The organism is Pseudomonas sp. B16(2017), from assembly GCF_002113205.1.
Lineage (GTDB): Bacteria > Pseudomonadota > Gammaproteobacteria > Pseudomonadales > Pseudomonadaceae > Aquipseudomonas > Aquipseudomonas pharyngis.
This window is the reverse complement of sequence record NZ_NEKA01000016.1, coordinates 127292-144376: the sequence shown is the minus strand read 5'-3', so window position 1 is coordinate 144376 and position 17085 is coordinate 127292. Positions and strand designations below refer to the sequence as shown.

Here is a 17085-nt window from a genome sequence, read left to right as displayed (position 1 = left end):
TGACCCATGTTCAAATATATTGGCGACATCGTTAAGGGTACCGGTACCCAGTTGCGCAGCCTGGTCATGGTCTTCGGCCATGGCTTTCGCAAGCGCGACACCCTGCAATACCCGGAAGAGCAGGTCTACCTGCCGCCGCGCTACCGTGGTCGCATCGTCCTGACCCGCGACCCCGATGGCGAAGAACGCTGCGTAGCCTGCAACCTGTGCGCCGTGGCGTGCCCGGTGGGTTGCATCTCGCTGCAGAAAGCTGAAACCGAAGACGGTCGCTGGTACCCGGACTTCTTCCGTATCAACTTCTCGCGCTGCATTTTCTGCGGTCTCTGCGAGGAAGCCTGCCCGACCACCGCGATCCAGCTGACCCCGGATTTCGAGATGGCCGAGTTCAAACGTCAGGACCTGGTGTACGAGAAAGAAGATCTGCTGATCTCCGGCCCCGGCAAAAACCCTGATTACAACTTCTATCGTGTTGCAGGTATGGCCGTTGCGGGCAAGCCGAAAGGCGCCGCACAAAACGAAGCCGAGCCGATCAACGTGAAGAGCTTGCTGCCTTAAGGAAGAACGATGGAATTCGCTTTCTATTTCGCATCGGGTATCGCTGTTGTGTCCACACTGCGTGTGGTCACCAACACCAATCCTGTGCACGCCCTGCTCTACCTGATCATTTCGTTGATCGCCGTGGCCATGACCTTCTTCGCACTCGGCGCTCCGTTCGCCGGCGTGCTGGAAGTGATCGCCTACGCTGGCGCCATCATGGTGCTGTTCGTGTTTGTGGTGATGATGCTGAACCTGGGCCCGGCCTCGGTGCAGCAGGAACGCACCTGGCTCAAGCCCGGGATCTGGGCGGGGCCGGTGATTCTCGCCGCCCTGCTGCTGGCCGAACTGCTGTATGTGCTGTTCGCTCACCAGAGCGGTCAGGCCATCGGCCACACCACCGTCGATGCAAAAGCCGTGGGCATCAGCCTGTTCGGTCCGTATCTGCTGGTGGTCGAACTCGCCTCGATGCTGCTGCTCGCTGCAGCCGTCACGGCGTTCCATTTGGGCCGTAACGAGGCGAAGGAGTAAGACATGCCTGCTATCCCTCTCGAGCATGGATTGGCCGTTGCCGGCATCCTGTTCTGCCTTGGTCTGGTCGGCCTGATGGTCCGCCGCAACATTTTGTTCGTGTTGATGAGTCTGGAAGTGATGATGAACGCCTCTGCACTGGCCTTCATCGTTGCGGGCGCCCGCTGGGCGCAACCGGATGGACAGATCATGTTCATCCTGGTGATCAGCCTTGCAGCCGCCGAAGCCAGTATTGGCCTGGCGATCCTGCTGCAACTGTATCGCCGCTTCCACACGCTCGATATCGACGCTGCCAGTGAGATGCGCGGATGAACCTACTCTTTCTGACTTTCGTATTCCCTCTGATCGGGTTCCTGTTGCTGTCGTTCTCCCGCGGCCGCTTCTCGGAAAACCTGTCGGCGCTGATCGGTGTCGGCTCCATCGGCCTGTCTGCCATCGTCGCGGCTTACGTGATCTGGCAATTCAACGTCGCGCCACCGGAAGGTGGCGTCTACACCCAGGTGCTGTGGCGCTGGATGTCGGTGGAAGGCTTCCAGCCTGACTTCGCGCTGTACCTGGATGGTCTGTCCGTGACCATGCTCGGTGTGGTCGTCGGTGTCGGCTTCCTGATCCACCTGTTTGCCTCCTGGTACATGCGTGGCGAAGACGGTTACTCGCGCTTCTTCTCGTACACCAACCTGTTTATCGCCAGCATGCTGTTCCTGATCCTGGGCGATAACCTGCTGTTCATCTACTTCGGTTGGGAAGGCGTGGGCCTGTGCTCGTACCTGTTGATCGGTTTCTACTACAGCAACCGCAACAACGGTAACGCCGCACTCAAAGCCTTCATCGTCACCCGTATCGGCGACGTGTTCATGGCGATCGGCCTGTTCATCCTGTTCCAGCAACTGGGCACGCTGAATGTCCAGGAACTGCTGGTGAAAGCGCCTGAGCACTTCAAGGTCGGCGATTTCTGGATCGTGCTGGCGACCCTGATGCTGCTGGGTGGTGCGGTCGGTAAATCGGCGCAACTGCCGCTGCAGACCTGGCTTGCGGACGCGATGGCCGGCCCTACCCCGGTTTCAGCACTGATCCACGCCGCAACCATGGTGACTGCCGGTGTCTACCTGATTGCCCGTACCCACGGCCTGTTCGCCCTGGCGCCGGACATCCTGCACCTGGTCGGCATCGTCGGCGGTGTGACCCTGGTGCTGGCCGGTTTCGCCGCACTGGTGCAAACCGACATCAAACGTATCCTCGCCTATTCGACCATGAGCCAGATCGGCTACATGTTCCTGGCGCTGGGCGTTGGTGCCTGGGAAGGCGCGATCTTCCACCTGATGACCCACGCCTTCTTCAAGGCCCTGCTGTTCCTTGCCTCCGGTGCGGTGATCGTTGCCTGCCACCACGAGCAGAACATCTTCAAGATGGGCGGCCTGTGGAAGAAACTGCCGCTGGCCTACGCCAGCTTCATCGTCGGTGGTGCCGCCCTGGCCGCCCTGCCGCTGGTGACCGCCGGTTTCTACTCCAAGGACGAAATCCTCTGGGAAGCGTTCGCCAGCGGCAACCACGGTCTGCTTTACGCAGGTCTGGTCGGTGCCTTCATGACGTCGCTGTACACCTTCCGCCTGATCTTCATCGCGTTCCACGGTGAAGCCAAGACCGAAGCCCACGCCGGTCACGGCATCGCTCACTGGCTGCCGCTGTCGGTGCTGATCGTGCTGTCGACCTTCGTCGGCGCCATGATCGTTCCACCACTGCACGGCGTACTGCCGGAGAGCGTTGGCCATGCCGGTGGCGAAGCCAAGCACAGTCTGGAAATTGCCTCGGGCGCCATCGCCCTGGCCGGTATCCTGCTGGCGGCCCTGCTGTTCCTCGGCAAGCGTCGCTTCGTGACCGCGATCGCCAACAGCGGCATCGGCCGTCTCCTTTCGGCCTGGTGGTTCGCTGCCTGGGGCTTCGACTGGATCTACGACAAACTGTTCGTCAAGCCGTACCTTGCGATCAGCCACATGCTGCGCAAAGACCCGCTCGACCAGACCATCGGTCTGATCCCGCGCATGGCCAAGGGGGGTCACACCGCCCTGAGCCGTACCGAAACCGGTCAACTGCGTTGGTACGCTGCTTCGATGGCTGCTGGTGCCGTGTTGGTCATCGGCGCTGTCGTGCTGGTAGCGGTCTGATATGAACCTTGCGAATTTGCGAAAGGAAACGAGCCCGTCATGATTCTGCCTTGGCTAATCCTGATCCCCTTCATCGGCGGCCTGCTGTGCTGGCTGGGTGAGCGCTTCGGCGCCACCCTCCCCCGCTGGATTGCGCTGTTGACCATGACCCTGGAACTCGCCCTCGGCCTCTGGCTGTGGGCCCACGGTGACTATTCATTTGCTCCGGCGCCTGGCGCCGATCCGACCTGGGCGCTTGAGTTCAAGCACGTCTGGATCCAGCGCTTCGGCATCAACGTGCACCTGGCCCTCGACGGCCTGTCGCTGCTGATGATCCTGCTGACCGGTCTGCTGGGTATCCTGTCGGTACTCTGCTCGTGGAAAGAGATCCAGCGTCACGTTGGCTTCTTCCACCTGAACCTGATGTGGATCCTGGGCGGCGTTGTCGGCGTGTTCCTCGCCCTCGACCTGTTCATGTTCTTCTTCTTCTGGGAAATGATGCTGGTGCCGATGTACTTCCTCATCGCGCTCTGGGGTCACAGTTCTTCGGACGGCAAGAAAACCCGGATCTACGCGGCAACCAAGTTCTTCATCTTCACTCAGGCTTCCGGCCTGATCATGCTGGTGGCGATCCTCGGTCTGGTCCTGGTCAATTACAACAGCACCGGCGTGATCACCTTCAACTACGCCGACCTGTTGAAGACCAAGATGTCGATGACCACCGAGTACATTCTGATGCTCGGCTTCTTCATCGCCTTCGCGGTCAAGCTGCCAGTGGTTCCGTTCCACTCCTGGCTGCCTGATGCTCACGCCCAGGCGCCGACTGCAGGTTCCGTCGACCTCGCCGGTATCTTGCTGAAAACCGCGGCCTACGGTCTGCTGCGTTTCGCCCTGCCGCTGTTCCCGAACGCCTCGGCCGAATTCGCGCCGATCGCCATGACCCTCGGTCTGATCGGGATCTTCTACGGTGCGTTCCTGGCGTTCGCGCAAACCGACATCAAGCGTCTGATCGCCTTCTCGTCCGTTTCCCACATGGGCTTCGTACTGATCGGCATCTACTCCGGCAGCCAACTGGCACTGCAAGGTGCCGTGATCCAGATGCTGGCGCACGGTCTGTCGGCAGCTGCACTGTTTATCCTCAGCGGTCAGCTGTACGAGCGTCTGCACACGCGTGACATGCGTGAGATGGGCGGTCTGTGGTCGCGTATCGCTTACCTGCCGGCGATCAGCCTGTTCTTCGCAGCCGCTTCGCTGGGTCTGCCAGGCACCGGTAACTTCGTCGGCGAGTTCCTGATCCTGATCGGTACGTTCGCCAGTGCGCCATGGATCACCGCGATTGCCACCTCCGGTCTGGTGTTCGGTTCGGTCTACTCGCTGATCATGATCCACCGCGCTTACTTCGGTCCGTCCAAATCGGATTCGATCCTGCACGGCATGGACGGTCGCGAACTGATCATGGTGCTGGGCCTTGCGGTACTGCTGATTTACCTCGGCGTCTACCCGCAACCGTTCCTCGACACTTCCGCCGCCACGATGCATGGCGTGCAGCAGTGGCTCGGCACCGCCTTCACTCAACTCGCTTCGGCCCGGTAAGAGCGCTATGGAATTCACGATTCAACACTTTATTGCGCTAGCGCCACTGTTGATCACCAGCCTCACCATTATCGTGGTGATGCTGGCAATCGCCTGGCGCCGCAACCACTCGCAGACCTTCCTGATTTCGGTGGCGGGTCTGAACCTGGCCTTGCTGTCGATCCTGCCGGCCCTGAAAGTCGCGCCTCTGGCCGTGACTCCATTGCTGCAGATCGACACCTTTGCCTGCCTGTACATGGCGCTGATCCTGGTCGCCACCCTCGCTTGCGTCACCCTCGCTCACGCCTACCTCGGCGATGGCGGTTCGGGTTACCCGGGCAACCGTGAAGAACTGTACCTGCTGATCCTGATGGCCGCCGCCGGTGGCCTGGTTCTGGTCAGCGCGCAGCACCTGGCCGGGTTGTTCATCGGTCTGGAACTGCTGTCGGTGCCGGTCTACGGTCTGGTGGCCTACGCCTTCTTCAACAAGCGTTCGCTGGAAGCCGGCATCAAGTACATGGTGCTGTCGGCCGCCGGTTCCGCGTTCCTGCTGTTCGGTATGGCGCTGCTGTACGCCGACTCGGGTTCGCTGAGTTTCGTCGGTATCGGTCAAGCCCTGGCCGCGACCGGTCTGCCAAGCTCGCTGGCGCAACTGGGCCTGGGCATGATGCTGATCGGTCTGGCGTTCAAGCTGTCACTGGTACCGTTCCACCTGTGGACGCCGGACGTGTACGAAGGTGCTCCGGCACCGGTAGCCGCGTTCCTCGCCACCGCGTCGAAAGTGGCCGTGTTCGCGGTAATGGTTCGTTTGTTCCAGATCTCCCCTGCCGCAAGCAGTGGCGTTCTGAGCAACGTGCTGACTATCATCGCCATCGCTTCGATCCTGTTCGGTAACCTGCTGGCCCTGACCCAGAGCAACCTCAAGCGTCTGCTCGGTTACTCGTCCATCGCGCACTTCGGCTACCTGCTGATCGCACTGGTGGCGAGCAAGGGTCTGGCGGTGGAAGCCATCGGCGTGTATCTGGTCACCTACGTGATCACCAGCCTCGGCGCCTTCGGCGTGATCACCCTGATGTCCTCCCCGTACAACGGCCGTGACGCAGACGCGCTGTACGAGTACCGCGGCCTGTTCTGGCGCCGTCCGTACCTGACCGCCGTACTGACCGTGATGATGCTGTCCCTGGCCGGTATCCCGCTGACCGCAGGCTTCATCGGCAAGTTCTACATCATCGCCACCGGTGTCGAATCGCACCAATGGTGGTTGGTCGGTTCCCTGGTCCTGGGCAGCGCCATCGGCGTGTTCTACTACCTGCGCGTGATGGTCACCCTGTACCTGATCGAACCGAACCTGCGCCGCCACGACGCCCAACTGCACTGGGAACAGAAAGCAGGCGGCGTGATGCTGCTGGCGATTGCCGTCCTGGCGTTCTTCCTCGGCCTGTACCCACAACCGTTGCTGACCCTGGTTCAGCAATCGGGCCTGGCGGGCTGATCGTTTAGCGATCGTTGGCTACAAACAGAAACGGCACCTTCGGGTGCCGTTTTTGCTTCTGGGCGAGCATTCCGAGTTCCCCCTGCCAGTCCTGCTTGAACGCCAGAAAGCTTGCGCCGATTGTGCGGTACTTTGCCAAACCTCATAGGAAAACTCACCGCATAACTGTTCCATAAGTCCACGTAAATCCTTCAGTACGAATTTGCGTCATCCCCGCGATGAAACATCTGACAACGGCAGGAAACAGAACGTCTCAGAACGCAGATTCCTTTCGCCTGACTCGACCGTTATCACGCCGTTCGATGCTCTCAGAAGCGCCCCGCCTGGTGATTCCGGCACGTCAATTCACGTTTTATCAGTACGTATTTCGACACCGCTGAAACTCGCGGCTGGAAACGTCTGGACATTTTTGACCCCGCCCTCACCGCCCTTTTAGATTCGGCTCGTGCTTTCAACAGCACTCCCAAACAACAACCAAGGAGCAACATCATGGGCTACATGGGCAGCTGGAACGCAAACCCTATCGATGAACTGGAAGAGCAGGAAGCGCCCTCTCCAGAGCAGATCGAAGCGCTGCAACTGACCGAGGAAGAACAGGCGGAACTCAACGCCGAGTGACAGAACCCGCGGGGGCCTTGCGCCCTCGCGGGCTTTCCAGGAAGGAAATCATGGACAAGACAACGTTGGCCGAGCGTGAGCTCACGGCCGATCAGGCAGAACGGCGTATTCACACCGAACTTTCACGCCTGGGCCTCACACCGCACACCCGCACCCTCGGCAGCAAAGTGGTTGCCGTTCAGGCGAGTCTTCATGGCGGCGACAACCGTCATGCCCGTGGCTCCGGCAAGGGTTATGCGGATCAGGCGCACCTGGGCGCGCTCTATGAAGCGCTCGAGCATTACTGGACGGATGAGCTCTGTACCTACGATGTTCACCACGAAACGGAACGCTATTTTAAAGACACACCAATGTTTGCCGATGACTCGCTTCTGCACAGGCTCACTTGCCAGCAAAACGTGCACATCACCTGCCGGACCTATGTCTGTCCGCCGTGGCATGACCGGTTTTCCTATCCGGTGGCGCTGACTTCGCCGAACGGCTCACGTTTACCCTCGTCACCGGGCATGGCGGACTACCGCGCCGTGCGGCGTTACGCCAGCAACAGCGGCACCGCGATTGGCGCCACTTACAACGAAGCGATGCTGCACGCCGCCAACGAGTGCATCGAGCGCGACGCCGTGTCGTTGTTTCTGCTCGATCATTTTTATTATCAGAACCATCCACCACTGCGACGGGTGGCGCGTCTCACTGAAAGCGACGAACTCGGTCGTCTGTGGGCCGACGCCGAACAGGAAATCGACGGCGAAATCGTGCTGGTGGATATCAGCACCGAGTTCACGACTCGGACCTTTTTAGCCTTCACCACGAAGCCGGGGCCTCATCCACAGGTCTTCGGCAGTGGCAGCTCCCTGGACCCGCGCCACGCGGCGTGGCGGGCGCTCACTGAACTGGTGCAATTGGAACTCAGCGCCGCCGAACCCGAATACCGCCAGACGCTGGCCAATGCGCTGCGCAACCTGCAACCGTTCCCGCGCCTGCTGCGCTGTGCGCAGTTCGATCCGCAGACGCTGCTGCATCACTGCGTTCAACACGAGGAGAGACTGCCGGATTCCGCCAAAGACCTGTCGGTGCAAAATCAACTGCACCTGCTGATTCAAGACCTGCGGATTCATGGCCGTACGCTGGGTGCAGCGGTCCTGCAGCGAACCGAGCTCGGCACGACCCTGCTCAATGTGGTGATCCCCGGACTGGAACGCTTCTTCGTGGTCTGCAGCGGTAACGTCGTCCTCCCGCAAGCCCGGGGCCGTACGCTGGAGAGGCCCGTCCCATGAGCCGACCCGATCGCAACCGGGAGCTGACACTGGCCCGATCCATGCGCCTTTACCTCAACGAGAACGGCGCTGTTGGCCACTTCCTCGAACCGCGAGGCAGCGGACTGCATCACATTTTTTTCCTGCGGGTGAACGATGAGCTCTGGGTCGGCCGCAAGCTCCTGCAACGTGACCGGCATTTTCGATGGCAGGCCAGCAGCTCGCTCAAACCCGACATGTTGTTTGGCCCGCATCTGCATTCATTGTGGGGGGATGACGGGCTGTCAATCGGCTATCGGACGGTCTCCCCCGCCGACAAAGCGCAGTTCTTCGAGCACGCCTTGCATCAGGCTGACAGCGAGATCCTGTTTCCCTTCCCGCTGCTGGATGAGGCGGGCCGGGAAGCGGTCTGCCCGGCAGAGTTCTGGCAAGGCAACGAATCACTGGCCGAACAGCTGAACACCGACGAACACCACCTGCGCGAATACTGCGCCAGGCTGCTCCAGGCCATCACAGAAAAAGGCGCACTGGTTTACGACCCGGCTTGTTCAACGGGCGCGTTCATCGCCCATCTCGCCCGTGCCCTGCCCGACTGTCTTTGCCTGGGCAGTGACCGTTCGGCCTCGATGATCGAACATGCCAGGCGATGGCACAGCGCAACCTCCGTCGAGTTCGATGTGCTGGAGGCGAGTGAAGCCTTCGATACCGGGATTCGCTGCGATGTCTTGATCCTGCGTTTCCTCAACGCCGAAGTCTTGACCCGCCGAGCGGCCCAAACCGCATTCGAGTCGCTGATCCGCTGCGTCAAGCCCGGCGGCACGATCCTCGTTTTCGGTCACACCCCGGTGCTGATCCCGGTCACCTGGCTTGCCTCCACCCACCACCTGAAACTTGAATCCAGCGTCGCGGCACGGCCTGGGCAGGTCGAGCTGTTCCAGTTCTATCGTCTGACGGTTCAGGCGTCATGACCTTCTCCCTGCACAGCCGAGGTTATTACCCGACCGGCGACGGCCATCAACTCTATTGGGAACGGCATGGTGTTCCGGGACACGAACCGGTGTTTTTCCTCCATGGCGGCCCCGGCGGACGTATCAGTCGTCACCATCTGCAGTTCTTCGACCCGGGCCGGTTCGACATCATCCTGTTTGACCAACGGGGTTGCGGGCGCTCGACGCCTTACGGCGAGCTGCGGGACAACAGCACCGCGCCGTGTGTCGAAGACATCGATGCCCTGCGCCAGCATTTCGGCTTCGAAAAAATCAGCGTGCTGGGCGTGTCATGGGGTAGCTGGCTGGCGATTCAGTACCAGCAGCGTTACCCGCAGCACCTGCTGAAAACCACGCTGGTTTCGGTATTCGTGCCGTTTGCCGACAATGTCCGGGCTTACGATCAGGCGCTCAATGACGGGCTGACGCAATCGCCAGAATCATCGCCCGGCCAACGCGCCAGGAACATCTACCGGATCCTCGGCGAAGGCTGTCCATCGCAGCAACACCGCGCCGCCATCGAATGGTTGAACGCTGTTCTACGTCGCACAGGGCAGACGATTTGCCGCGCCACACTGGAGCGCTTCGTCGATCAGGAAGCGGTGCTCGCGATCCGCCTCGAACTGCATTACCACCTGCACAACTATTTCTTCACACCAAAGGACGAATACCTGACCCTCGACGACAACACCCTGCTGATCCAGGGCATCCACGACACCCATGGCATGGCCAGCGTGCGCTGGCTCAGGCAACGCATGAACATCCACTGCCGACTGCTGCATGCCGGGCACAACGCCTTTGAAAACGCCATCCTCAAAGCGGTGCGTCGGGCGGTGAAACGTGAAATCGAAAGGTGAGCGTTATATGGCCGTAGGATTTTTTTCCGTTACTGGCCCGTCCCGCCGGGAACACAGAAAGCTCTCTCCAGAATGCCCGTCTCGTCCTACAGCCACGCCAGGAAACAAGACGTTATCTTGGGTCACGGTTTACCAAGCGGCTGAGGCCAGAACGGACAATGAAACGTGAAATCTTTTTTGAGCTGGTGAGCAGCTTCGATTCATCGGTGGTCGAGCGACGGAGCAAAGTCATGCAATTTCCCTATATAGCGCGGCGTGCAGGTTTGCCCCTCACCTGCACAGAACAAATCCGGGACTTTGCCGGCCCCCTTGATTCTGGCTATATTTGTCCAGAATATGAGGAGGACATGATGATCATCGTTCCGTTGGCCGAAGCCAAAAACAATCTATCCAGACTCGTCGATGAGGCCGCCTCGGGGCAAATCATCACAATTGCCAAACATGGGCGTGCACTCGCTCGTCTGGTTCCTGTCACCAACGCTCACGGTCCGCGCATAGGTGCGATGAAGGGCAAACTCGTGCTCCCCGAAAACTTCGACGCGCCACTACCGGATGACATGCTCGACGCGTTTGAGGGTGGCCGGTCATGAGGGTATTGCTCGACACCCACATTCTGCTCTGGACGCTTTCAGACGATTCCAGACTCTCCGCAAAAGCCAGAAAACTGATTGAGAACGCCACCGAAATCTACATCAGCGCTGCGACCTACTGGGAGATGGCGATCAAGGTCGGGCTCGGCAAGTTGAATGTTGATCTCGAAGAGATAAGGCAATACAGCCTCGACAGCGGTTTTATCGAACTCCCAGTGACCTCAGAACACGCCATTGCCGTAAAGGAGCTTGAACACCGCCATCGCGATCCATTCGATCGGCTTATTGTTGCAACCGCCATGATTGAGCCGATGAAGCTGCTAACCGCCGATCCCCTGGTGGCTCAGTACACAGATCTGGCTGTTCTGGTCTGAATCCCGCACAAAGAAAAACGGCACCCGAAGGTGCCGTCCCATTCCTCAAAAACCCTTACTTGCGTGCCGCCTCCCACGACTTGAGCAGTTCGTTGTAGCTCACGGTTTCGCCTTTCGGCTTCTCGTTGGCCAGCTTCGGTTTGGGTGCGCCCGGCTGGTCGAACCAGTATTGCGCGTCGCGCTCGGGGTTCATTTTCGGTGCGCACACCGCTTGGGCCTTGGAGCGTTCCAGACGGGTCATGATCGCGTCCTGATCCTTGGCCAGACCGTCGAGGGCCTGTTGCGGGGTCTTCTCACCGCTGGCGGCCTCGGCGATGTGGCTCCACCACAGTTGCGCCAGGCGTGGATAATCCGGCACGTTGGTGCCGGTCGGCGTCCATTGCACACGGGCCGGGCTGCGGTAGAACTCGACCAGACCACCGAGTTTCGGTGCCAGATCGGTCATCGCTTGCGAGTTGATATCCGACTCGCGAATCGGCGTCAGGCCGACGATGGTTTTCTTCAGCGACACGGTTTTCGAGGTCACGAACTGCGCGTACAGCCAGGCCGCGAGTTTCTGTTTCTCAGGCGTGGACTTCATGAAGGTCCACGAGCCCACGTCCTGATAACCGAGCTTCATCCCCTCTTCCCAGTACGGTCCGCGCGGCGACGGCGCCATGCGCCATTTCGGAGTGCCGTCGGCATTGACCACCGGCAGGCCCGGTTTGGTCATGTCGGCGGTGAAGGCCGTGTACCAGAAGATCTGCTGGGCGATGTTGCCCTGGGACGGCACCGGGCCGGATTCGGAGAAGGTCATGCCCGCCGCTTCCGGTGGCGCGTACTTCTTCAGCCAGTCGACGTATTTGGTGGTGGCGAACACCGCCGCCGGTCCGTTGGTGTCGCCGCCGCGGGTCACGCTGGAACCGACCGGGTGGCAATCCTCGACGCGAATCCCCCACTCGTCCACCGGCAAACCGTTGGGAATGCCCTTGTCGCCGCCACCGGCCATGGAGAACCAGGCATCGGTGAAGCGCCAGCCCAGCGACGGGTCTTTCTTGCCGTAGTCCATATGCCCGTAGATGCGTTTGCCGTCGATTTCCTTGACGTCTTCGCTGAAGAACTTGGCGATGTCTTCATAGGCCGACCAGTTCACCGGCACGCCCAGTTCATAGCCGTACTTTTCCTTGAACTTGGCTTTCAGGTCGGCGCGTTCGAACCAGTCGGCGCGGAACCAGTACAAGTTGGCGAACTGCTGGTCGGGCAATTGATAGATCTTGCCGTCCGGCGCGGTGGTGAAGGAGATGCCGATGAAGTCCTTGATGTCGAGGGTCGGAGAAGTGAAGTTCTTGCCTTCGTTGGCCATCAGGTCGGTGATCGATTCGGTCTTGCCGTAGCGAAAGTGCGTACCGATCAGGTCCGAGTCGTTGACCCAGCCGTCGTAGATGTTCTTGTCCGACTGCATCACCGTCTGCATTTTTTCCACCACGTCGCCTTCCTGCAGCAGGTCGTGGGTCAGCTTGATGCCGGTGATTTCGCTGAAGGCCTTGGCCAGCACCTTGGATTCATATTCGTGAGTGGTCAGGGTTTCCGAGACAACCTTGATGTCCATCCCGCGGAACGGCTCGGCCGCCTTGATGAACCACTTCAGTTCTTCCAGTTGCTGCTCGGCCGTCAGGGTCGACGGCTTGAATTCGCTGCCGATCCATTTTTTTGCGGCATCTTCGTAGGCGTCGGCCCAGGCGGACGCGCTCAAACCGCTGAGTGCCAGCATGGCTGCCAATGAAATGCTATGTCGCAGCTTATTTTTCTTATCGAACATAGAGACCTCCTGTTAGGTTTTCGGAGCACGATTGCCGAGCGATTCGACTAGCCCCAACGCATCACAGCCAACAGCCACACCAGGGACAACGCGGACGCTACCCAGATGCTCCAGTCGGTCACGCCGATTACCAGCAGATGCAGGTAGGCGCTGCCGAGAAGACCGATGAACAAGCGATCGCCACGGGTGGTGGCAATCGGCAGAAACCCTCGCCGCAAAATGCTCGGCGAGCGCAGTTCCCAGGTGGTCATGCCCACCAGGATCAAACCAATCACGATGAAAAACGCCGCCGTCGGGACGGTCCAGCTCATCCATTCCATCATCAGTTCCTCAGACCCGGCCCAGGGCAAAGCCCTTGGCCACGTGGTTGCGAACGAACCAGATCACCAGCATGCCGGGGAGAATAGTCAACACCCCCGCTGCCGCCAGTACGCCCCAGTCAATCCCGGATGCCGACACCGTGCGCGTCATCACCGCCGCGATCGGTTTGGCGTTCACCGAAGTCAGCGTGCGCGCCAGCAGCAGTTCGACCCAGGAAAACATGAAGCAGAAAAACGCCGTCACACCGATGCCGGAGCCGATCAGCGGAATGAAGATCTTCACGAAGAACTTGGGAAAACTGTAGCCGTCGATGTAGGCGGTTTCGTCGATTTCCTTTGGCACCCCGGACATGAAACCTTCGAGGATCCACACCGCCAGCGGCACGTTGAACAGGCAGTGCGCCAGCGCCACGGCGATGTGGGTGTCGAACAGGCCGATCGACGAATACAGCTGGAAGAACGGCAGCAGGAACACCGCCGGTGGCGCCATGCGGTTGGTCAGCAGCCAGAAGAAGAGGTGCTTGTCGCCGAGAAAGCGGTAGCGTGAAAACGCGTAGGCCGCCGGCAGTGCCACGGTCAAAGAGATGATCGTGTTCAGACTGACGTAGTACAGCGAGTTGATATAGCCGGTATACCAGCTCGGGTCGGTGAAGATCACCTTGTAGTTCGCCAGCGTGAAATCCTGTGGGAAAAGAGTCAGTCCGCCGAGGATTTCGGTGTTGCTCTTGAAAGACATGTTCAGCAGCCAGTAGATCGGCACCAGCAGGAACAGGATGTAGAGCAGCAGTGGGATCAGCTTTCTTTTGCTCATGGCCGGGCCTCAGCGGTTGGCATCGTTGTGGGTCATGGCGGTGTAGAACAGCCAGGACACCAGCAGGATGATCAGGAAGTACACCAGCGAGAATGCCGCCGCCGGCCCCAGGTCGAATTGGCCTACGGCCATCTGGGTCAAGGTCTGACTCAGGAAGGTCGTCGAGTTACCCGGCCCGCCACCGGTGAGCACGAACGGTTCGGTGTAGATCATGAAGCTGTCCATGAAGCGCAGCATCACCGCGATCAGCAGCACGCTTTTCAACTTGGGCAACTGAATGTGCCGGAACACGGCCCAGGCCGAGGCCCGGTCGATGCGCGCAGCCTGGTAATACACATCGGGAATCGCCCGCAGGCCGGAGAAACACAGCAGCGCCACCAGCGAAGTCCAGTGCCAGACGTCCATCACCAGCACGGTGACCCAGGCGTCCATGGTGTTGGCCGCGTAGTTGTAGCTGATGCCCATGGCGTTGAGGCTCGACCCGAGCAGGCCGATGTCGGCGCGGCCGAAAATCTGCCAGATGGTGCCGACCACGTTCCATGGAATCAGCAACGGGATCGCCAGCACGATCAGCACCACCGACGACCAGCGACCCTTGGTCGGCATGGTCAGGGCAATGGCGATGCCGAGCGGGATTTCGATCAGCAGCACACACGCCGAGTAGATGAACTGGCGCAGCAACGAGTCGTGCAGACGCGGATCAAGCAGCACCTGCTTGTACCAGTCGGCGCCGACGAAGTAGCGGCTGGACTGATCGAAGATGTCCTGCACCGAATAGTTGACCACGGTCATCATCGGGATCACGGCACTGAACGCCACCAGCAGGAACACCGGCAACACCAGCCACCAGGCCTTGTTGTTCTGCACCTTGTTCATGGCTGTACCTCGCTGTCGGTGGCATCCAGCAGAAACTCGTCGGCATAGACCATCAGCCACTGCGCCGGAAAACTGATGTACGCCGTGCCCTGGGGCACCGGTTTGTCCTCGGCCAGACGCACTTTCAGCGGTGCGCCGTCCAGATCCAGGGTCATGATCTTGTAGGTGCCGAGGTCTTCGACGTGTACGACCCGCGCCTGCATCGCGTCATCAAACGGCTCGTCCCACACATGGATGAACTCGGGACGGATGCCGACCTTCAGATTTTTCCACTGGCCGTGTTCGATATGGCGCTGCAAGCCGTCGGACAGCGGCAGATGGGTCGAGTTGAAACCGACCCCGCCCGGTTGCGGTTGCACTTCGATCAGGTTCATCCCCGGGCTGCCGATGAAGTAGCCGACAAAGGTGTGGCTCGGCCGCTCGAACAATTCCCGTGGCGTGCCAAACTGGACGATCTGGCCGCCGTACATCACCGCGATCTTGTCGGCGAAGGTCGAGGCCTCCAGCTGATCGTGGGTGACGTAGACCATGGTGATGTTGAACTGCTCGTGGATCTGCTTGAGCTTGCGCCGCAGTTTCCATTTCAGGTGCGGGTCGATCACCGTCAGCGGCTCGTCGAACAGAATCGCCGAGACGTCATCGCGCACCAGGCCACGGCCCATGGAGACTTTCTGTTTTTCGTCGGCGGTGAGGTTGCGCGCCTTTTTGCTCAACAGGTTTTGCAGATCGAGGACTTCGGCGATTTCCTGCACCTTGCTGTGCACTTTCGCCTCGGCCAGGCCCTGATTGCGCAGGGGAAAGGCCAGGTTGTCGAACACGGTCATGGTGTCGTACACCACCGGGAACTGGAACACCTGGGCGATGTTGCGCTTCTCCGGCGTCAGGTCGTTGACCGCTTTGCCATCGAACAGCACATGGCCCTGGGACGGACTGAGCAGGCCGGAAATGATGTTGAGCAACGTCGATTTGCCGCAACCCGAAGGGCCGAGCAAGGCATAGGCGCCGCCCTGCTCCCAGATGTGGTCCATCTCGCGGATCGCATAGTCCTCGGGCCCGCTCGGGGTTTTACTGTAGCTGTGGGCGAGGTGCTGCAAACGGATTTCGGCCATCAGGCAACCCTCGCGACGCGCCGGCCCGGTGCCTGCACCAGACGGCCCTGCGCATCGAACACAAACAGTTTATGGGTCGGGATATAGATGCGGATCGGCGCATCGACGTCGTATTCGTGAACCCCCGGCAAATGCAGCACCAGCAGGAAATGCTCGTTGCGCACGTGGAGGAAGGTTTCCGAACCGCTGATTTCCGCCACCTCGACGGTCACCGCCAGTTCCAGGTCGTCATCGTTGCTCGGCACCAGCGAGATGTGGCTCGGGCGCACGCCAAAACGAAACTCGCCCTCGCCCACCGGCCGCAGGTCGACGTTCAACGGGAAGTGCACGAAGTTGGCGAAACTCACTTCGTTACCGGCGATGCGCCCCGGCATCAGGTTGATCGGCGGCTCGGAGAACAATTCAGCCGCCAGCACCGTTTGCGGCTGGTGATAGACCTCGGTCGACGGGCCGCTCTGGATCACCCGGCCTTCATGAAGAATGGTGGTGGTGCCGCCCAGCGCCAGCGCTTCATTGGGCTCGGTGGTCGCGTAAATCGCGATGGTGTGGCGCGCCTTGAACAGCTCGCGCATTTCCTGGCGCAGTTCTTCGCGCAGCTTGTAGTCGAGGTTGACCAGCGGCTCGTCGAACAGGATCAGCTCGGCATCCTTGACCAGCGCCCGGGCCATCGCGGTGCGCTGTTGCTGGCCGCCGGACAGTTCCAGCGGATAGCGCTTGAGAAACTTCTCGATGCGCAGCATCTTCGCGGTTTCCTGCACCTTGCTCTGAATCTGCTCATTGGAGATCCCGGCCTGGCGCAGCGGCGAGGCGATGTTCTCGAACACCGTCATGGTCGGGTAATTGATGAACTGCTGATAGACCATCGACACGTTGCGCAAACGCACCGGGCGCTGGGTGACGTCGACGCCGTTCATCAGGATGCGGCCGCTGTCGGGCTTGTCCAGACCGGCCATCAGGCGCATCAGACTGGTCTTGCCGGACAGCGTGCGTCCGAGCAAAACGTTGAAAGATCCAGGTTCGAATTTCAGGCTCGCATCGTCGATCCAGGTCTGGCCCTCGACGGTACGGCAGACGTGCTCCAGGGTGAGTGACATGGCTCGGCCTTTTTATTATTGGAGTCAAGCGACCTGTCCTGTAGAGCGACATTCGTGCCAGAAACGGCAAGCTGTTGATTTACCGCCAGATTCGCTGAAAGCCACGCAAACCGTGGTTCGTAGCTGAAC

18 protein-coding genes are annotated in these 17085 nt (G+C 60.1%); 12 read left to right on the top strand and 6 right to left on the bottom strand.

The annotated features are described in order from the left end of the window. Positions 1 to 6: 6 nt before the first annotated feature. From nuoI to CAG25_RS23880, 12 genes are all read left to right on the top strand, one after another. Positions 7 to 555: an NADH-quinone oxidoreductase subunit NuoI gene (gene nuoI, locus CAG25_RS23930; protein WP_011334960.1), complete on the top strand. Its 549-nt coding sequence runs from the start codon at positions 7 to 9 to the stop codon at positions 553 to 555. Between the two features lie 9 nt (positions 556 to 564). Then, positions 565 to 1065 carry an NADH-quinone oxidoreductase subunit J gene (gene nuoJ, locus CAG25_RS23925; protein ID WP_007951462.1) on the top strand — a complete coding sequence of 167 codons (501 nt, stop codon included), beginning with the start codon at positions 565 to 567 and terminating at the stop codon, positions 1063 to 1065. A 3-nt stretch (positions 1066 to 1068) separates the two neighbouring features. Beyond that, positions 1069 to 1377, top strand: coding sequence for an NADH-quinone oxidoreductase subunit NuoK (gene nuoK / locus CAG25_RS23920; protein WP_003180046.1), 309 nt, complete (start codon positions 1069 to 1071; stop codon positions 1375 to 1377). Further along, positions 1374 to 3227 carry an NADH-quinone oxidoreductase subunit L gene (nuoL, locus tag CAG25_RS23915; RefSeq protein ID WP_085612666.1) on the top strand — a complete coding sequence of 618 codons (1854 nt, stop codon included), beginning with the start codon at positions 1374 to 1376 and terminating at the stop codon, positions 3225 to 3227. The genes nuoK and nuoL overlap by 4 nt, the downstream gene beginning before the upstream one ends. 39 nt (positions 3228 to 3266) lie before the next feature. Then, complete coding sequence (gene nuoM, locus CAG25_RS23910) at positions 3267 to 4799, top strand: NADH-quinone oxidoreductase subunit M (protein WP_011334963.1); 1533 nt, start codon at positions 3267 to 3269, stop codon at positions 4797 to 4799. A 7-nt stretch (positions 4800 to 4806) separates the two neighbouring features. Further along, positions 4807 to 6270 (top strand): NADH-quinone oxidoreductase subunit NuoN, encoded by a 1464-nt coding sequence (nuoN, locus tag CAG25_RS23905; protein ID WP_064597748.1) that lies wholly within the window; start codon positions 4807 to 4809, stop codon positions 6268 to 6270. 489 nt (positions 6271 to 6759) lie between these two features. Continuing rightward, entirely contained in the window at positions 6760 to 6888 is a 129-nt protein-coding gene (locus CAG25_RS28925) for a hypothetical protein (RefSeq protein WP_256574470.1), read from the top strand. A gap of 50 nt (positions 6889 to 6938) precedes the next feature. Further along, positions 6939 to 8162 carry a YcaO-like family protein gene (locus tag CAG25_RS23900; protein ID WP_085612667.1) on the top strand — a complete coding sequence of 408 codons (1224 nt, stop codon included), beginning with the start codon at positions 6939 to 6941 and terminating at the stop codon, positions 8160 to 8162. 41 nt (positions 8163 to 8203) lie between these two features. After that, positions 8204 to 9109 (top strand): trans-aconitate 2-methyltransferase, encoded by a 906-nt coding sequence (locus tag CAG25_RS23895; protein WP_256576184.1) that lies wholly within the window; start codon positions 8204 to 8206, stop codon positions 9107 to 9109. Beyond that, complete coding sequence (locus CAG25_RS23890; RefSeq protein ID WP_085612669.1) at positions 9106 to 9984, top strand: alpha/beta fold hydrolase; 879 nt, start codon at positions 9106 to 9108, stop codon at positions 9982 to 9984. The genes CAG25_RS23895 and CAG25_RS23890 overlap by 4 nt, the downstream gene beginning before the upstream one ends. Positions 9985 to 10142: 158 nt before the next feature. Next, positions 10143 to 10574 (top strand): type II toxin-antitoxin system Phd/YefM family antitoxin, encoded by a 432-nt coding sequence (locus tag CAG25_RS28920; protein WP_256575417.1) that lies wholly within the window; start codon positions 10143 to 10145, stop codon positions 10572 to 10574. Continuing rightward, positions 10571 to 10948, top strand: coding sequence for a type II toxin-antitoxin system VapC family toxin (locus tag CAG25_RS23880; RefSeq protein ID WP_085612670.1), 378 nt, complete (start codon positions 10571 to 10573; stop codon positions 10946 to 10948). The genes CAG25_RS28920 and CAG25_RS23880 overlap by 4 nt, the downstream gene beginning before the upstream one ends. A gap of 55 nt (positions 10949 to 11003) precedes the next feature. On the opposite strand, the gene CAG25_RS23875 is transcribed toward CAG25_RS23880, so the two are convergent. Genes CAG25_RS23875 through CAG25_RS23850 form a run of 6 tightly spaced genes read right to left on the bottom strand, consistent with a single transcriptional unit; the run spans position 11004 to position 16956 of the window. After that, complete coding sequence (locus CAG25_RS23875; protein ID WP_007951484.1) at positions 11004 to 12746, bottom strand: ABC transporter substrate-binding protein; 1743 nt, start codon at positions 12744 to 12746, stop codon at positions 11004 to 11006. A gap of 47 nt (positions 12747 to 12793) precedes the next feature. Next, entirely contained in the window at positions 12794 to 13066 is a 273-nt protein-coding gene (locus CAG25_RS23870) for a DUF2160 domain-containing protein (RefSeq protein ID WP_039767461.1), read from the bottom strand. 10 nt (positions 13067 to 13076) lie between these two features. Continuing rightward, positions 13077 to 13877, bottom strand: a complete 801-nt coding sequence (locus CAG25_RS23865) for a carbohydrate ABC transporter permease (RefSeq protein WP_007951486.1) — start codon at positions 13875 to 13877, stop codon at positions 13077 to 13079. 9 nt (positions 13878 to 13886) lie between these two features. Then, a complete protein-coding gene (locus CAG25_RS23860) occupies positions 13887 to 14753 on the bottom strand; it encodes a carbohydrate ABC transporter permease (protein WP_007951487.1) in 867 nt (288 codons plus the stop codon). After that, the gene (locus CAG25_RS23855; protein WP_007951488.1) at positions 14750 to 15862 is read right to left on the bottom strand and encodes an ABC transporter ATP-binding protein; all 1113 of its coding nucleotides are present in this window, start codon (positions 15860 to 15862) and stop codon (positions 14750 to 14752) included. Before CAG25_RS23855 ends, CAG25_RS23860 begins: the two co-directional genes overlap by 4 nt. After that, positions 15862 to 16956 (bottom strand): ABC transporter ATP-binding protein, encoded by a 1095-nt coding sequence (locus CAG25_RS23850; RefSeq protein ID WP_064597764.1) that lies wholly within the window; start codon positions 16954 to 16956, stop codon positions 15862 to 15864. Before CAG25_RS23850 ends, CAG25_RS23855 begins: the two co-directional genes overlap by 1 nt. Between the last annotated feature and the right edge of the window lie 129 nt (positions 16957 to 17085).

Bases quoted from the DNA above. Each gene is read 5' to 3' on its own strand.
- nuoI (WP_011334960.1), top strand. From the start codon at position 7: ATGTTCAAATATATTGGCGACATCGTTAAGGGTACCGGTACCCAGTTG.
- nuoJ (WP_007951462.1), top strand. From the start codon at position 565: ATGGAATTCGCTTTCTATTTCGCATCGGGTATCGCTGTTGTGTCCACA.
- nuoK (WP_003180046.1), top strand. From the start codon at position 1,069: ATGCCTGCTATCCCTCTCGAGCATGGATTGGCCGTTGCCGGCATCCTG.
- nuoL (WP_085612666.1), top strand. From the start codon at position 1,374: ATGAACCTACTCTTTCTGACTTTCGTATTCCCTCTGATCGGGTTCCTG.
- nuoM (WP_011334963.1), top strand. From the start codon at position 3,267: ATGATTCTGCCTTGGCTAATCCTGATCCCCTTCATCGGCGGCCTGCTG.
- nuoN (WP_064597748.1), top strand. From the start codon at position 4,807: ATGGAATTCACGATTCAACACTTTATTGCGCTAGCGCCACTGTTGATC.
- CAG25_RS28925 (WP_256574470.1), top strand. From the start codon at position 6,760: ATGGGCTACATGGGCAGCTGGAACGCAAACCCTATCGATGAACTGGAA.
- CAG25_RS23900 (WP_085612667.1), top strand. From the start codon at position 6,939: ATGGACAAGACAACGTTGGCCGAGCGTGAGCTCACGGCCGATCAGGCA.
- CAG25_RS23895 (WP_256576184.1), top strand. From the start codon at position 8,204: ATGCGCCTTTACCTCAACGAGAACGGCGCTGTTGGCCACTTCCTCGAA.
- CAG25_RS23890 (WP_085612669.1), top strand. From the start codon at position 9,106: ATGACCTTCTCCCTGCACAGCCGAGGTTATTACCCGACCGGCGACGGC.
- CAG25_RS28920 (WP_256575417.1), top strand. From the start codon at position 10,143: ATGAAACGTGAAATCTTTTTTGAGCTGGTGAGCAGCTTCGATTCATCG.
- CAG25_RS23880 (WP_085612670.1), top strand. From the start codon at position 10,571: ATGAGGGTATTGCTCGACACCCACATTCTGCTCTGGACGCTTTCAGAC.
- CAG25_RS23875 (WP_007951484.1), bottom strand. From the start codon at position 12,746: ATGTTCGATAAGAAAAATAAGCTGCGACATAGCATTTCATTGGCAGCC.
- CAG25_RS23870 (WP_039767461.1), bottom strand. From the start codon at position 13,066: ATGGAATGGATGAGCTGGACCGTCCCGACGGCGGCGTTTTTCATCGTG.
- CAG25_RS23865 (WP_007951486.1), bottom strand. From the start codon at position 13,877: ATGAGCAAAAGAAAGCTGATCCCACTGCTGCTCTACATCCTGTTCCTG.
- CAG25_RS23860 (WP_007951487.1), bottom strand. From the start codon at position 14,753: ATGAACAAGGTGCAGAACAACAAGGCCTGGTGGCTGGTGTTGCCGGTG.
- CAG25_RS23855 (WP_007951488.1), bottom strand. From the start codon at position 15,862: ATGGCCGAAATCCGTTTGCAGCACCTCGCCCACAGCTACAGTAAAACC.
- CAG25_RS23850 (WP_064597764.1), bottom strand. From the start codon at position 16,956: ATGTCACTCACCCTGGAGCACGTCTGCCGTACCGTCGAGGGCCAGACC.